General features: G+C 33.4%; 18 protein-coding genes and 1 tRNA gene. 6 read left to right on the plus strand and 13 right to left on the minus strand.

Annotation, left to right across the window (positions count from 1 at the left end):
* Nucleotides 1-343: 343 nt before the first annotated feature.
* Nucleotides 344-703, minus strand: coding sequence for an RNA recognition motif domain-containing protein (locus FLACHUCJ7_RS03735; protein WP_031454128.1), 360 nt, complete (start codon nucleotides 701-703; stop codon nucleotides 344-346).
* Nucleotides 704-1088: 385 nt separating this feature from the next.
* Between FLACHUCJ7_RS03735 and FLACHUCJ7_RS03740 the strand changes: the two genes are divergently transcribed.
* The 6 genes from FLACHUCJ7_RS03740 (at nucleotide 1089) to FLACHUCJ7_RS03765 (ending at nucleotide 5994) form a co-directional block, all read left to right on the plus strand.
* Entirely contained in the window at nucleotides 1089-1637 is a 549-nt protein-coding gene (locus FLACHUCJ7_RS03740) for a 30S ribosomal protein S16 (protein WP_180907955.1), read from the plus strand.
* A 15-nt stretch (nucleotides 1638-1652) separates the two neighbouring features.
* Nucleotides 1653-2177, plus strand: a complete 525-nt coding sequence (rimM, locus tag FLACHUCJ7_RS03745; RefSeq protein WP_180907956.1) for a ribosome maturation factor RimM — start codon at nucleotides 1653-1655, stop codon at nucleotides 2175-2177.
* Nucleotides 2178-2253: 76 nt separating this feature from the next.
* Nucleotides 2254-2961 (plus strand): tRNA1(Val) (adenine(37)-N6)-methyltransferase, encoded by a 708-nt coding sequence (locus tag FLACHUCJ7_RS03750; RefSeq protein WP_078226983.1) that lies wholly within the window; start codon nucleotides 2254-2256, stop codon nucleotides 2959-2961.
* A gap of 138 nt (nucleotides 2962-3099) precedes the next feature.
* Nucleotides 3100-4278: an acyl-CoA dehydrogenase family protein gene (locus FLACHUCJ7_RS03755; protein WP_180907957.1), complete on the plus strand. Its 1179-nt coding sequence runs from the start codon at nucleotides 3100-3102 to the stop codon at nucleotides 4276-4278.
* 89 nt (nucleotides 4279-4367) lie between these two features.
* Nucleotides 4368-5150: a DUF3050 domain-containing protein gene (locus FLACHUCJ7_RS03760; protein ID WP_078226981.1), complete on the plus strand. Its 783-nt coding sequence runs from the start codon at nucleotides 4368-4370 to the stop codon at nucleotides 5148-5150.
* Between the two features lie 67 nt (nucleotides 5151-5217).
* Nucleotides 5218-5994 (plus strand): SGNH/GDSL hydrolase family protein, encoded by a 777-nt coding sequence (locus FLACHUCJ7_RS03765; RefSeq protein WP_180907958.1) that lies wholly within the window; start codon nucleotides 5218-5220, stop codon nucleotides 5992-5994.
* Between the two features lie 153 nt (nucleotides 5995-6147).
* Here FLACHUCJ7_RS03765 and FLACHUCJ7_RS03770 read toward each other — a convergent pair whose 3' ends face one another.
* The 12 genes from FLACHUCJ7_RS03770 to FLACHUCJ7_RS03825 form a co-directional block, all read right to left on the minus strand.
* The gene (locus tag FLACHUCJ7_RS03770) at nucleotides 6148-6684 is read right to left on the minus strand and encodes a DUF6438 domain-containing protein (RefSeq protein ID WP_078226979.1); all 537 of its coding nucleotides are present in this window, start codon (nucleotides 6682-6684) and stop codon (nucleotides 6148-6150) included.
* Between the two features lie 30 nt (nucleotides 6685-6714).
* On the minus strand, nucleotides 6715-7740 hold the full coding sequence (locus FLACHUCJ7_RS03775; RefSeq protein WP_078226978.1) for a hypothetical protein: 1026 nt from the start codon (nucleotides 7738-7740) through the stop codon (nucleotides 6715-6717).
* The gene (locus FLACHUCJ7_RS03780; RefSeq protein WP_180907959.1) at nucleotides 7718-9346 is read right to left on the minus strand and encodes an NAD(P)/FAD-dependent oxidoreductase; all 1629 of its coding nucleotides are present in this window, start codon (nucleotides 9344-9346) and stop codon (nucleotides 7718-7720) included. The genes FLACHUCJ7_RS03775 and FLACHUCJ7_RS03780 overlap by 23 nt, the downstream gene beginning before the upstream one ends.
* Nucleotides 9321-10841 (minus strand): polyamine aminopropyltransferase, encoded by a 1521-nt coding sequence (locus FLACHUCJ7_RS03785; RefSeq protein WP_180907960.1) that lies wholly within the window; start codon nucleotides 10839-10841, stop codon nucleotides 9321-9323. Before FLACHUCJ7_RS03785 ends, FLACHUCJ7_RS03780 begins: the two co-directional genes overlap by 26 nt.
* The gene (locus tag FLACHUCJ7_RS03790; protein WP_078226975.1) at nucleotides 10834-11049 is read right to left on the minus strand and encodes a DUF350 domain-containing protein; all 216 of its coding nucleotides are present in this window, start codon (nucleotides 11047-11049) and stop codon (nucleotides 10834-10836) included. Before FLACHUCJ7_RS03790 ends, FLACHUCJ7_RS03785 begins: the two co-directional genes overlap by 8 nt.
* 11 nt (nucleotides 11050-11060) lie before the next feature.
* Nucleotides 11061-11240, minus strand: a complete 180-nt coding sequence (locus tag FLACHUCJ7_RS03795; protein WP_078226974.1) for a hypothetical protein — start codon at nucleotides 11238-11240, stop codon at nucleotides 11061-11063.
* A gap of 2 nt (nucleotides 11241-11242) precedes the next feature.
* A complete protein-coding gene (locus FLACHUCJ7_RS03800; RefSeq protein WP_180907961.1) occupies nucleotides 11243-12475 on the minus strand; it encodes a DUF4178 domain-containing protein in 1233 nt (410 codons plus the stop codon).
* A gap of 3 nt (nucleotides 12476-12478) precedes the next feature.
* Nucleotides 12479-12841 (minus strand): S-adenosylmethionine decarboxylase family protein, encoded by a 363-nt coding sequence (locus FLACHUCJ7_RS03805; protein WP_180907962.1) that lies wholly within the window; start codon nucleotides 12839-12841, stop codon nucleotides 12479-12481.
* Nucleotides 12842-13233: 392 nt separating this feature from the next.
* On the minus strand, nucleotides 13234-13875 hold the full coding sequence (gene dcd / locus FLACHUCJ7_RS03810; protein ID WP_219634055.1) for a dCTP deaminase: 642 nt from the start codon (nucleotides 13873-13875) through the stop codon (nucleotides 13234-13236).
* A complete protein-coding gene (locus FLACHUCJ7_RS03815; protein WP_180907963.1) occupies nucleotides 13857-14927 on the minus strand; it encodes a hypothetical protein in 1071 nt (356 codons plus the stop codon). The genes dcd and FLACHUCJ7_RS03815 overlap by 19 nt, the downstream gene beginning before the upstream one ends.
* Before the next feature lie 8 nt (nucleotides 14928-14935).
* The gene (locus FLACHUCJ7_RS03820; protein ID WP_180907964.1) at nucleotides 14936-15223 is read right to left on the minus strand and encodes a hypothetical protein; all 288 of its coding nucleotides are present in this window, start codon (nucleotides 15221-15223) and stop codon (nucleotides 14936-14938) included.
* Nucleotides 15224-15567: 344 nt separating this feature from the next.
* Nucleotides 15568-15654 (minus strand) — tRNA-Ser (locus tag FLACHUCJ7_RS03825).
* Nucleotides 15655-15725 lie beyond the last annotated feature (71 nt).

Raw genomic sequence — 15725 nt, forward strand, 5'->3', positions numbered from 1 at the left:
ATTACTTTTATAAGAATAAATGATAATGAGATTATAGATACTAGATTCATTATCCAATATTTATACTAAAAATCAATTATGATAAAAATAAATTTAAAAATACAGTTTCTACTTTTTGTTATATGCCTATTTTTTATTGGTTTAGGCATAAATAACATTTTAACAGATGGTTTTAAATCGGGTGTAAATCTTTTTTATCAAATTTCACCAATAATGCCTTTTGTCTTCTCCGCATTTATTTTTGGAAATAATATCTATTCTAAAAAAGCTTCACAAAAATAGTTTATCAAACAAAAAAGGCGTCAATTTTCATTGACGCCTTTTATATATTTAGAAAAAAATATTAATATCCTCCTCTGTTACCACCACGGTCATTTCCACCACGGCTGTTTCCTCCACCATAACCTCCGCGTGAATCTCCACCACGGCTGTTATTATTGAAGCTTCTTCTTTCACCTTCAGGTTTTGGCTCAGATTTATTAACAACAATTGCACGTCCCTGAACAGTTGCACCGTTCAATTCATCAATTGCTTTTTGAGCTTCGCTGTCGTTTGGCATCTCAACAAAACCAAATCCTTTGCTTCTTCCAGTAAATTTATCAGTAATGATCTTAACTGAATCTACTGCTCCGTAAGCCTCGAAAGACTCTCTTAAATCTGCTTCCTCAATACTGAATGGAAGGCTTCCAACAAAAATGTTCATATGTACTTATTTATAATAATAAAACAAATGTAATCTTATTTTTTTGTAATCTACTATATATTAGCTTATTTATGTTTTTATTTTGATTTTATCACAATATATTGCTATAAAAATAATCAATTAATGAGAAACCGAAATTTTATTAAAATCCATATAGAAACCAATTCCATAGTTTTTTATATAAATTATGACGTACTTCATTAAAATAATTTAAAGCAAAAGGCACTATATTAGAATATAAATTTGAATTCTAAATATTCAAAAATCTGAAAATTCTACTCTTCTTATATTTAATGTCTTTTTGAACCTACAATTCAGAAAAAAATTATATCTTTGCGCCCTTAATTAACAGAGGTCGAGTACCTCAAAATTTAATCATACGATTATGTCAGTAAAAATTAGATTACAAAGACACGGTAAAAAAGGAAAACCTTTTTACTGGGTTGTAGCTGCAGATGCACGCTCAAAAAGAGATGGTAAATACTTAGAGAAAATTGGTACTTACAATCCAAACACTAACCCTGCAACTATCGATTTAAACCTTGATAGCGCTGTAAAATGGTTACACAATGGTGCACAACCAACTGATACTGCAAGAGCTATCCTTTCTTACAAAGGAGCTTTATTGAAACACCACCTTGATGGAGGTATTCGTAAAGGAGCTTTAACTCAGGAACAAGCTGACGCAAAATTAGCTGCCTGGTTAGAAGCTAAAGCTGGAAAAGTTGATGCTAAAAAAGACGGTTTAACAAAAGCACAAGCTGATGTTAAAGCTAAAGCTTTAAAAGCAGAACAAGAAGTAAATGCTAAACGTTTAGCTGCTGCAGCTCAGGCTGAAGCTGATGCTATCGCTGCTGCATCTGCTGCTGAAGCGACAGAAGAAGTTGCTGAAGTAGAAGCTGCTGAAGAGAATAACGAAACAACTGAAGCATAATTTTATCTGGCGATAATGCGTAAAGAAGAATGTTTTTATTTAGGTAAAATCGCTAAAAAATTTAGTTTCAAAGGTGAGGTTCTGATCTATTTAGACACAGACGAACCTGAGTTATACGAAAATCTGGAATCAGTGTTTGTTGAGCACAACAAACACTTGGTTCCTTTTTTTATTGAAACAAGTTCTTTACACAAAAACGATTTTCTAAGGGTTCGTTTTGAAGATGTAAATACCGAAGAAGATGCAGATGCCTTAGTTGGAAATGCTGTCTATCTTCCTTTAACTATGCTGCCAAAACTTTCAGGCAACAAGTTTTACTTCCACGAAGTTATTGGTTTTGAAATCGAAGACCAGCGTTTAGGTGTTTTCGGAAAAATAACTTCTATTAATGATTCTTCTGCACAACCTCTTTTCGAAGTTTTAAATGGTGAAGTAGAAATCTTAATTCCAATGATTGATCATTTTCTTGTAAAAATTGACCGGGAAAATAAAAAAGTAATCATGGATCTGCCTGAAGGATTAGTAGAGATGTATCTTTAATTTAGATTTTTAGATTATTCATTTCTGAAAGGAAAATCAAAAATCAATAATTGTTAACCATCATCCTTAAATTATCATGTTCCAATTCAAGCAATTCTCTGTTCAGCAAGACAAAACTGCCATGAAAGTAGGTACCGATGGCGTTTTACTTGGCGCATGGGCTCCAATAAATCATAATCCATTTAGTGTTTTAGATATAGGTGCAGGAACCGGAATTATCGCATTGATGCTTGCTCAAAGAACGAATGCGGAACAAATTGATGCGCTGGAAATTGACGAAGAGGCGTACGAACAAGCGGTAGAAAATTTCGAAAACTCACCATGGGGAGATCGTCTTTTTTGTTTTCATGCCGGTTTAGACGAATTTATTGAAGAACCGGAAGATGAATACGATTTGATCGTTTCAAATCCGCCTTTTTATTCCGAAGATTATAAAACAGAAAACGAGCAACGCGACTTAGCCCGTTTTCAGGATGCAATGCCTTTTGAAGAATTAATTGAAGCTACCGATTTATTACTTTCAGAGAACGGAATATTTGCGCTGATTCTCCCATTCAAAGAAGAAGAAAAATTTATAGCTTTAGCAAAAGAAGCTGAATTATATCCAACCAAAATTACACGCGTTAAAGGCACCCCAACTTCAGAAATTAAACGCAGTTTATTGGCTTTCAGCCGAAATGAATCTCCACATATTGAAATCGATGAATTGATTATCGAAATTGACAGACATATTTATACTGCTGGGTATATTGAATTAACAAAAGAGTTTTATTTGAAAATGTAATCTTTTGAGATTATGGTTAAATAATTTAAATCCAGCCATTTTTAATTATATCTTCATTTTTTGCTTTAAGAATACAACAATATATAATGTTTTTGTTATATTTATATTTTTTAAATTTGTTCAGTAAAACTATTAAAAATGAAACCAGACCAATTTCAAGCACCCGATTATTACAATTTAGATGATCTATTGACAGAAGAACACAAACTGGTTCGCGAGTCGGCGCGTGCATGGGTAAAGCGTGAAGTTTCTCCCATCATAGAAGAATATGCCCAAAAAGCCGAATTCCCTAAACAAATTATAAAAGGACTTGGAGAAATTGGAGGATTTGGCCCTTACATTCCGGTTGAATATGGAGGAGCAGGCTTAGATCAAATTTCATATGGATTGATCATGCAGGAAATTGAACGTGGTGATTCAGGTGTGCGATCTACCTCATCTGTTCAGTCTTCATTAGTTATGTATCCAATCTGGAAATACGGAAATGAGGAACAGCGCATGAAATATTTACCAAAACTGGCCACCGGTGAATTCATGGGATGTTTTGGATTAACAGAACCCGACCACGGTTCTGACCCGGGAAGCATGATTACCAATTTTAAGGACATGGGTGATCATTATCTTTTAAATGGTGCCAAAATGTGGATTTCGAATGCTCCGTTTGCCGATATTGCTGTCGTTTGGGCGAAAAATGAAGAAGGAAGAATCCACGGATTAATCGTAGAACGCGGTATGGAAGGTTTTACAACACCTGAAACCCATAATAAATGGTCGCTTCGTGCATCATCTACAGGTGAGTTAATTTTTGACAACGTGAAAGTTCCTAAAGAAAATCTGTTACCAAATAAATCCGGATTAGGTGCACCGCTTGGCTGTTTAGATTCGGCACGATATGGGATTGCCTGGGGAGCAATTGGAGCAGCAATGGACTGTTACGACACGGCTTTGCGTTATGCCAAAGAAAGAATCCAGTTTGGAAAACCTATTGGAGGAACACAATTACAACAGAAAAAACTGGCAGAAATGATTACCGAAATCACAAAAGCACAATTATTAACCTGGCGTTTGGGTGTTTTGCGAAATGAAGGAAAAGCTACAACAGCCCAAATCTCAATGGCCAAACGAAATAATGTTGACATGGCGATTCATATTGCACGCGAAGCCAGACAAATGCTGGGCGGAATGGGAATTACAGGCGAATATTCGATCATGCGTCACATGATGAATCTCGAAAGTGTTATTACCTACGAAGGCACTCATGACATTCACTTATTGATAACCGGAATGGATGTAACCGGAATTTCAGCATTCAAATAAGAACTCTCTATTAAAATATATTGAAAATCAATGCAAAAAGCTTCTTCTAATCGGGAAGCTTTTTTATATTTACCGAAAATACCACGTCTATGAATATTGAAACCATCAACAATCGCATTCATCCTCAAAAGGAAATGCTTTTACAACATTCTTTGTACAATAAAATTCAAAGCATCGATGACTTACACCGTTTTTTAGAAAGTCATGTTTTTGCAGTTTGGGACTTTATGTCATTATTAAAGGCTTTACAGGCTAAACTTACCTGCACAACTACGCCGTGGTTTCCAACAAAAAATCCCGAAACCCGATATTTAATCAACGAAATTGTTCTTGCCGAAGAAACCGACCTGACTATTGATGGAAGGAGACAAAGTCATTACGAAATGTATTTTGAAGCTATGGAAGATTGTGGCGCTGATACTACTGCAATTAACAAATTTTTATCCGAAGTAAATTCGCTTCATAATATTTTTGTGGCCATCAAACAAAGTTCATTACATCCTGATGTAAAATCATTTTTAGATTTCACCTTCAGAGTTATTGAACAGGGAAAACCGCATGAAATTGCCGCTGCCTTTACTTTTGGACGAGAAGACCTAATTCCGGCTATGTTTACCCAAATCTTAAAGAACTTTCAAAAAAATCTTCCGGAAACCGATTTAAGTAAATTACTTTATTATTTTGAAAGACATATTGAATTGGATGCCGATGAACACGGACCAATGGCCATGCAAATGATTACGGATTTATGCGGAAATGATGCTGAAAAATGGTCTGATGTTGAAGAAATTTCAATTCTTGCCCTGGAAAAAAGAATCGGACTCTGGAATGCCATTGAAGAAGAAATTTCAATGAAAGCTGAAATGGTATAAAACCATAATTGCTTTTTTAACGTAACTATTTGTTTAGAAATGATGACCAATCTAATTTATTCAAATTATGAAACCACAGTTCAAACAAATAGTTATTGTTTTACTTTCTACATTTCTTTTGAGTTGCAGTACAGACGAATCAAATACTGAAACCGCTGTTACTCCCGTGCCAATTACACCTCCACCATCAGTCCCAAATCCGGAAATTCCAAGCGGACCCATTGCTAAATCCATACATTATTTAGCCTTGGGAGACAGTTATACGATTGGTCAAAGCGTTTGCGAAACATGCCGATTTCCGGAACAGCTCAAAACGAGCTTAAAAATGTTTTATACACAAACCAATTTTTCATTAAAAGTAATTGCTACCACAGGCTGGACAACCACCAATTTAATTTCGGCCATAAACCAACAAAAACCCGAATCCAATTATGATTTGGTGACGCTGTTAATTGGTGTCAACAACCAATATCAGGGAAAAGATTTCTCTTTGTATGAAAAAGAATTTCCGGAACTGGCAAACAAAGCCATTATGTTCGCAAAAGGCGATAAAAAAAACGTAATTGTAGTTTCGATTCCGGATTATGCTTACACTCCTTATGCAAAAAATTTAAGTGATAGCCAAAAGACAAAAATCTCCACAGAAATAAATCAGTACAATAATTTTGCTGAGAATTATTGCAAGGCAAATGAAATAGTTTTTGTTGGAATTACCGATATCACAAGACAAGGACTGAGCAATCCAAATTTGGTTACTTCAGATGGACTGCATCCTTCTGAATCTGCTTATGCTGCGTTTGTTGAGCGTCTTTTGCCCAAAGCCAGAATAGCATTGCAAGATTAGATATTTATTAAATTTTAGAAGCAAAAAATCTGTTTTCAATAAGACATTTAGTACCGCTATCCATTTTATCTTTTGTGGCGAACACCTCCACAAAAGAATATCATTCCTATCGGGGCTAGATTAGAGAATTTTCAATTTAAAGAACCCATTTTTTTACATTGGCGGAGGTGGAGGTGGAGCCGAAAGACGCCCTAAATCACCAAAGTCTAAAACTTTTTTTGTTGGGAGAAATTTTAATTTGGCATTTATTTGTTCTAATGAACCTATGAATATTTTGAGCTCTTTTGGAAATTTATTTCCATATAAAGAAATCTTTTTTCGCTTATCTCCTATAGAAATACCCAAAACATAAGCCTGACGATCATACAAATGCTCTTCTGTATAAATACTATCAAACTTTGTAAAATCTATTCCGTTAAATAATTTAATAAGTTTTTCTCTTTCTTCTGATTTAAGGATTGCATAAGCGTTTTCTATTGGATAAGGATCACTTTTATGAACATAAATCGTATCACTTTTTGCAAATTTTATTGAATTAATATGAAGTGAGTCTGCTGAAGTAAAAACAAAATTATCAAAAGGAAATGGCTTGGCTTCCTGATTATCAGAAGGCAATGATCTGACTTCTTGTTTTTTAGAACAGGAAATTAATATGAATAGAAAATTTAAAAGTATAATTTGTTTTTTCATAATATTAAAATATAAAATAATTCGTACCGATCATACAGCTTTCTTAGATTTCCAAATAAAACCATCGAGCAAATAATGTGTAAACTGAGGTACACTCAACAGAGGAACCAGCACAAACTGCCAGCCCGAGAAATCAAAATTACTGACGGAAATATTTTCATTCCACACAAAAAACTCCCAAAGAAATTCTTCTGAAAAAGCAATTACCAATAAAATCAGTCCATAAATAAATACGGCATTGTAATTTTTCAAAAAGCCAAGAACTCCTGAACCGTTATCAACTTTGCTTTCAACTTCTCTAAAATAAACCAACGCCATATACGGAATTCCGTGTGAGACTACATTAAGCAAAGTAAAAACAAGATCATCATTAAAATAGACAATTCCGAAATACCAGGACAAGGCTGTTCCCAAAATAATACTGTTTTTCGGAACGTTAAAAAAGCTGTTTTTCACTGAAATAATTGCAGTACGAACCACATACAATAATAAAATGCCAATGTAAATCCAAAACAGGATTTCCAACAAGGCCTGATTCTTAAAATGAAAAAACTCATCTTTAACAAACCAGTTAAATTTTCTATTGGGAGATAGAAACCAAAACAACATCGGGTAAACGGTTGCCGCATAAATTGCCAGATTATCGGTTATAACTGAAACCTTTGTTTTTTCTTCATTACGGGCATACAACCGCATAAAACCATATTGCTGCCTAATGAAATGAAAGACGGCAACATACGCCAGAAAAGACCAAAAAACCAGACTTCCAAAAGAAAACAAAATCATGCTTATCACAAAACAAACAATCGGCAGGAGAATTAGCAGTTTCTTCTTTTTCTGAAATTCATCTGCAACAAAATACGTTTTAAACAAAGTCGCATAAACATGAGCTACATCGATAAAAACAATTAGAAAAAGCCAGGTATAAAAAGAATAATCATCTTCGATTTCAATTATATAATCCTGAAACATAAAAATGATCGCCAGTACAAAAAATGACGGTCCAATGATAAACAGTAAATCTGTTTTGGCTCTATGAATCCAGGGTTGCATCATTTAAAATTTGGTTTACAGCATTAATTCCCTGATGAAAAGCTTCTTCAAAAATGGAGATTCCGGACAGGTCGGTGTGAGCAAAATAAATTCGGTTTTCGATGTTTTTTGCGGCATTCTCTTTGGCCTTGCCAAAAATAAAATCAGGTACTGGCGAAATCATTCCATGCCCTAATATAAAAACTTCCATTTCTTCAATATATTCTTCGATATCCGGATGCGCAATTTTCAGATCGTCAAAAACGACCTGTTTCCAGTATTCTTTGTCTTTTTTGTAGATTTCTTTTCGGGTTTTCTTCAAATCACCTGATGAAAAGCTATAGTAATAGGTAATTACTTTTTTCTCATGAACCTGATTCAGCGTCTGATGTTGTGCATACACATAACCCAAACCTTTCGCGTCATAAATCACATTATCCCACGAAAGCGGAAAACTAAAATTGTCCGGCAAATCATTTACGGTTAAGGTCGCCAAAAGCCAGGGTGTATAATGAAATCCCTTTGTAAATTCTTTACGGTTTTTTATCAAATACTGATTGACAAACTGAGGTGTTGCCATAATAACTTTGTCTGCTATAATTTCAATCGAAACTTTTTTAGCATCATCAAATGCTTTGGCAACCACTTTATTATTTTCGACTTTTACCTCATAAACCAAATGGTTTTTCAGGGTTTTCTTCTCAGTATATTTTTTAAGATGACTGGCTAATCTGGCATTCCCTTCAGGCCATGTTAAAACGCTCTCATTTTTATCGGTAACCGAGTCCTGTTTTCTTCCGGCGAAATAATGAATCCCGGCCCAGGCAGAAACGAATTCTATTCCCAAACCAAAGTCATCTTTGCAGCAATAATCGATATAATTAAATAATGGTTTCGATTTGAAATTATGCTTTTCAAACCATTTCTGCATCGTTATTTTATCCAGATTTCGGGCATTTTCATCTTCCGAAGAAAGATGAATCGGAATATTGAATACGTATTTTTGATCTGCTCCTTTCGCAATTCGGAATGCATCCATTTCTTTAAAGAATCGTATAAACTCCTTATCATCGTCAACCGAATTTCCTTCTTTTGGAACCACGCCTTCCTGCCAGTTGTTTTTGTAAAACAATCTTTCGTCAGGCGCAAAAGTCAATTGCAGTTCATCGAAAACCGGAAGGCCTTTTTTATCATAACCTAAGATAATTTTTTCTTCTTCCAAAAACTGCAGCAATTCTTTATCATCAAAATTTGGAAGAGGCAAATAATGCGCTCCCAATGGATATTTTGAATATTTATTTTGACCGTTTGAGGAATTTCCGCCCAGATGATCTGCCATTTCAAGGAGCAAAAAATCTGAAATGTCTTTTTTGTGAAACTGGCGCGCAGCACTCAAACCCGAAATACCACCTCCAATTATTAAATACGGAATCTGAATTTGCGCTGTCGGCTTCGGAAAATCCTTAATCCATAACCGATGCCCCAAAAGATGGTTAGTCCCTGATAAACGAATCATCAGAATAGCTATTTTATCGGAACAAAACTGTAAAAACGGAATTAAAAGCAAAGAAGCCCCAATTCCTTTTACGAAATTTCGCCTTCCTTTATTGCAATTTTCCCCATTCTTCATCAAAATAGCGTACTAAAATCTGGTTATCTAAACGATTGATTTCAATTTCATTTGAGATCATATCATTGGTAAAATAATTAAATCGGTCGAACTGATAATTGTAGAATTTCAATCCGGAAACTTTTCTGTTTACTTCATTAAAAGTTGTTCCAAAACCATTTATAGCAATAGTATAACCCCATTCTCCAAACGAAGGAACATAAGCATGATAAGCATCAACCTGAGGAAAAACCTGCATGACCGTTTTATTGATACACCAAAATGATTTTGGCGCAAAATAAGGCGAAGTAGTCTGGATCACAATTGCTGCATCCGGTTGTAAAATAGTTTTGATGGTTTGATAAAAATTCAGCGAATATAATTTACCTAAACTATAATTGGAAGGATCCGGAAAATCTATAATAACAACATCGAACTTGTCCTTACAGCTTTTTGCCCAGATATAAGCGTCGGTATTTATAACTGTAACTTTTGAGTTATTTAATGAATTCTGATTGAAATTACTCAATACCTTGTTCGTTTTGAAAAGCTTTGTCATTCCTTCATCCAAATCAACCAAAGTTACTTTTTGAACCTCTTTGTATTTCAATATTTCACGAACGGCCAAACCATCTCCACCGCCTAAAACCAAAACGTTTTTTACATCCTTCGCCATTGACATAGCCGGATGAACCAAAGCTTCATGATAGCGGTATTCATCGGCAGAACTAAACTGCAGATTGTTGTTTAAATACAATCGATAATCACTTTTGTTATGCGTTAAAACAATTCGCTGATATGGAGTTGTATTCGTGTAAATAATATTTTCTCCATACAATTTCCCTTCCGAATAAGCCAGAATAGAATCTGAAAAAACAAAAACAGTCAGCAGAAGCAGAAATGAAAAAATGGCTTTAACTCTTAAGAAATAAGGCCTTTTTAATTCGGCCTTTAAAAGAAAACACAAAACAATGGCGATACTGACATTGATCATTCCGAAGAAAAGCGACGTTCCCATGATGCCTAATTTTGGCACTAAAACCAAAGGAAACAATATCGATGCCAACAAGGCTCCGATATAATCAAACGTAAAAACATTCGAAACCAGATCTTTGAATTCGACTCTGTCTTTTAAAATATTCATTAAAAGCGGAATCTCCAATCCGACCAGAAATCCGGTTACAAAAACGAATAAATACAGTATAAACTGAAAGGATGCAACGCTCTCGAACAGTAAAAACAAAACTACCGAACTCAATCCGCCAATCAGTCCAACCAATATCTCGATCTCAACAAAAGTGTTGAGCAGATTTTTATTGAAAAACTTTGAAAAAAAGGAGCCGATACCCATTGAAAACAGGTAAACTCCAATAATAAATGAAAATTGTTTTACCGAATCGCCCAATAAATAACTCGCCAGTGTTCCTGCAACCAATTCGTAAATGAGTCCGCAGGTAGCGATTATAAATACGGCAAACAGTAAAAGAAATTCAAACCTGAGAAACTTTTTACCCATGAATTGCGGCACTAATAATCATTGAAAGCCCAATGATAAAAGCTGCCAGAACAATCGCTACAGCAACATTATTTTTTTCCACAACTTCTTTCCATGTGCTTTCAGGAGTCAGTTTTTCGATGATAAAATATCCGATCAATAAAATGACTATTCCTAAAAAAGAATAAATTATTGAATTAACTATTGGCTGTGCGTGTATAAATTCCATATTGTTAAATTTTATTTGTGATAAAAACGGTTATAGGATGTACGGCTTCCCGTTGACTTGTAAGTTTCAGTAGATTCGCAGTCGCAAATACGGTTTCCGGCAATTGCAAAATACAGATAGACTCCAAAACAAAAGAGTCCAATTGCTATTGCAGGTGAGTTATTGTATATAAAATCAGAAATTCTTTTCATATCTATTCTTCGTAACGGGAATAAGAACTGTCTGCCCAGCGTTCTTTTTCGAAATTTAATTTAAAAAATCGGATAATGAAGTAAATAACAATCATGCCGATAACTACTAACCATACATTTCGGCTCGAAGGTTCGTTCCAGACTACATTTACCCGCATTTCGCTGTTATTGATATCCTCAGGAGCTTTCATTGGTGTTATCAAAAGATGGTATTTTCCGGCTTTTACCCCGCAAATATTAAACTCCTCAGAACTGCTTCCTTCTGCCCATCTTTCTCCATCAGAAAATCCATGATAATATTCTATGTCTTTATTGGCATAAATTTCATCATTTGTATCCTCATTCACTAATGCAACATTCAGGTTTGCCCATGAATTATCAACACTTGTTGAAACCTTGATCGTTAACGGAGCCGAACCTCCTTTTAAAACAAAAGCATCACTTGTAACCTCTTTATTGTCGAATTCGCTAAATTTTATTGTTTTAGAAAAAACATTCTGTTCAAACTGATCTTTATAAATATACCAGTTTGCGGTTATAATCAGCAAAGCAAAAAGGCAGAAAATAATACCCGTATTTCTAAGATCAAAACGGTATGGCTGAATCATACTGACTCCTGACTGATATGGCAATGTTATTCCCGGAAAAGCTTTCTTGATTTCGCTCTTTCTGACATATTCTCCATGGAAAGCCGTTTGAACATTCTTCATTCTTTCCACCGAAACAATGTATGGCGGATTTATAAATTCAGTAAGATGTGTTAATCTGTTAACCGGGATCTCAAAATCAAAAAATCCCTGTGCGTTAACTATTTCAGCATCCGAATGTTCAAATAAATCATAATCGTTACCCTCATACTTCAGAATTTTAGTCCCTTTTTTTAAATCGTCAATCTTTTCCATTTCGGTAAGCATCATCCAATGCCCGTTTGAAAGCGACAGATAAAGAAACTCTTTGGCTTGATTTTGCAGAATAAACTCTGTCCATCTGTAATCAGGATGCACTTTTTTCCTCAAAATACCAGTCACTTTATATTGGCTTCCTTTTAAAAAACCAGTATCGCCAATGGACAGCGGAATAACTTCTGGTTCAGCTTTATATTGTGACTTTCTGCGAAATTTTCCCTCATCGTCGGCTACATACAAGCTTAGACAATTAGGACAGACAAAATTAAGTACTTCAAAACCAACCTCTAATTCGGTTTCAGTATTACAATCGTAACAAGGAATTTTCATGTTTTATCGGTTAATTTCAAAATCCTTAATAATTTTCGCTTCAAAATAGGAGATATAATCTGCCACTACACTACGCACCTTATGCGAGTTATCCTGAAGATAATTGCACAAATAAACGTCTAAAGTGAGCTGATTGTATTCTGGCCAGGTGTGTATACAAATATGTGATTCTTTAAGGCAGAACGAAATCGTAAAACTGCTGTTTTCAAAATCATGCACCACCATACCCACCTTTTCTAACTCATATTTTTCTAAAACGGAATTGGTTACAGCAACAAAACCCTGACTATCAGTTAGTGCTAAAATTTTATCGACATGCAGGGTAACCAGTTTATGAAGACCTGGCGAATAAGGAGGTAAATCCATTAAAGTTATATATTGACAACGGCGCCAAATATATAATAATTTATTTAATAAAATAATGTAAAAAAGAATCACGAACAAAACTATTTACCCTTGTAATTGTTTTTCAAGAAGCAGAAATCTGTTTTCAAAACACCTTTAGTCCCGCTATCCATTTTATCTTTTATGGCGAACCCCGCCACAAAAGGATGTCATTTCTATCGGGGCTATATTAGAGGTTTTTGTTTTTTTAATTGCCTATTTTATTGGAATTGGAGGCCGAGACAGAAGATATCCTAAATCACCAAAATCTACAACCTTATTTTTTGAAAGAAATTTCTGTATTTTATTTGCCTTAATGAATCTAAAAATGTCTTGAGTTCTTTTGGAATTACATTACCAATAAAAGTATTTTTTTACAGTTTATCGTATAAATTCTTAAGTTTTTTTAACTCTTCGTCTTCATTTGCTTTGGAAGGCATTGGTCTTACTTGGCAAGTATATTTTCTAGTACTATTAAAATAATTTGATTTTTTATTCAGCTTTACAAAACGCGCTTGAATAAATCTTGAACCAACCATTATTTTTATGGGAGTATTTCCGGCATTTACTAATTCTACTGAAACACATCCACAATATCCCGGCTGGACAATTGTTGAGATTGTCAGCCCTAACCGACTAAAAGAACTTCTCAAAGATAAAATTACATATATATCACTAGGTAATTTAATATATTCTAAGGTCGAAAATAAAATAGTCTGCGAAGGATGCAACAAAAAACTTTCTCCTACCTTCCTTCTCGTTTCAGTAAAATGACTTTTAATTGGTCTTTTTGACATTGAATCTTCAGTAGTATCAATAAATGCTTCTCTACCTTGATGTAATGCTAAAAAGTCAACTCCTACTCTTAAATCAATACTTACTTCTCCAATTTGACCTTGATCTAATAAAGGCAAAATTATTAGTTCTTTTTTCTTTATTAATTTTTCTAATTCTACTTTTGTAAGAGTACCACTAGCATCTGAACCAAACATTCTTTTTATAAAATTTCTTGCCATTTTTCAGTTATAGTATAATTAGAAATTGATTTTTCAATCAGATTATTAATAATGTGATACTTTTGCCTTGATTCAAAATTCTTTAAAAAATTACTTTCGGAAGTATTCCAGAAATCCCAACCTAATTTAAATATATAGTGTAGTTCATCTACATTTTTTATATTTTGAGGGATTAATTTTAAAAAATCAGATTTATTAATATCTAATTTTTTGTACCTAATTTTTAATTCCGTCGGACCTGAAACACTTAAAACTGAATTAAATTCATTCAATTCTGAACAAATTCGTCCCTTTAAAAAATTTTCAACCACGGAAATTCTTTTGTTAGTTGCCGGATGAGTCTCACAATCAGGATTATCAAATGCAATATAATTAAGAAATAAATTTGAAGCGTCATTTATATACTGAGCTGCAAACAAATCTGCAAAATATTCTCTTTTATGACATAAAAATCTATATTCATCATAATTTGTAGGATCAGTTTTATGATAATTTTTCAAAAAAATTTTCTTTGAAATATTCAACTCCATGTCAACAAAATGACCTAATTCGTGATACAACACAACACAAGATAAATAATCCCTTGAAAGAACTTTAGGTAGACTAATTTTAATTAATCTATGAGTTAATTTATGACAGTAAAGACCGTCTATTAAAATATTAATATTATTAAATTCTTCGTTGCTATCAGTTGATTCAAAATAGAAATCCAAATTTTTATTTGATAAAGAGGTAGCAATGATAAATTTATTCTTATCAATCCAATCTTCTAAAGCGTATTCTAAACATGAAATTATCTCATAAGGTATGATATTTAAAGTACTATTATCAAGATATTCAAGTCCTTTAAAAATATAGTTTAGTAAGAAAAAATGATTTTGTAAATTTAACAAATCAAAGTGTTTGTAGTCACTTTTTTTTATTGCCTTAAACAATATATGTAACTCATCAAAATGAGTTTGCTTTTTTGGATCGGAATAAATATTACTTCTGCTTTTCGAAAAAGATTCCTCTAATTGTAGAATTTGTAACTCTATACTTTTATAATCCATAAATAAATTTACTTCAACAATTCTAAAATTTCATTGTAAGTATCATTTTCAAAAGAATTATCTTGAAAAGCTAAGAGCTTTTCTTTATATTTTGATATTAGAGTTGTAACAAGAAAATAATGATTATTATCAATAGCAAAAATATTTTTCTCCCCTTTGGCTATTTCTCTAGCTTCAGTTATTGCTGTGTCAATATCAGCCTTATTTTGCAAATTCTTAGAAGATATTATATCTTGTAAGATATTTACATAAAAAGGCGCTTGTGTTTGCAAGGTGCTTGTTTGTGCTAAATACATAATAGATCTTTTTAGGTTATTAAAAAAATTGCATTACTATCAACTAATTTAATCAATAAATATTATACTTCCACACCTTATTAACAAAAGTTATTAACTTTTGTTAATAAGGTGTGTTTGGTAATTAAGTAATTTCGGCAAAGCTAAACATAATTTTTTTAATCTATTAAATTATTTACGTTGAACAAAAAAACTTAACATACTGACTTACAAAGCATAATATCTTTTCAATATGAGAGCAATAAAATTGAAATTCTAATTCTACAAAAATAAGCCTCCAAAAAAATCGTAAAAACATAAAATCCCGCAATCTCAATAAATGAAATTGCGGGATTTAATTCTTGCAGAGAGGAAGGGATTCGAACCCTCGATACAGTTACCCATATACTAGCTTTCCAGGCTAGCTCCTTCAACCACTCGGACACCTCTCTATTTTGGTTTGCAAATAACATGAAAAAAAATGAGTTAGAAAAGTAATTTTCAAAAATCCTTTCAATACTCG

It is taken from the genome of Flavobacterium salmonis, assembly GCF_903819435.1.
GTDB classification, from domain to species: domain Bacteria; phylum Bacteroidota; class Bacteroidia; order Flavobacteriales; family Flavobacteriaceae; genus Flavobacterium; species Flavobacterium chungangense.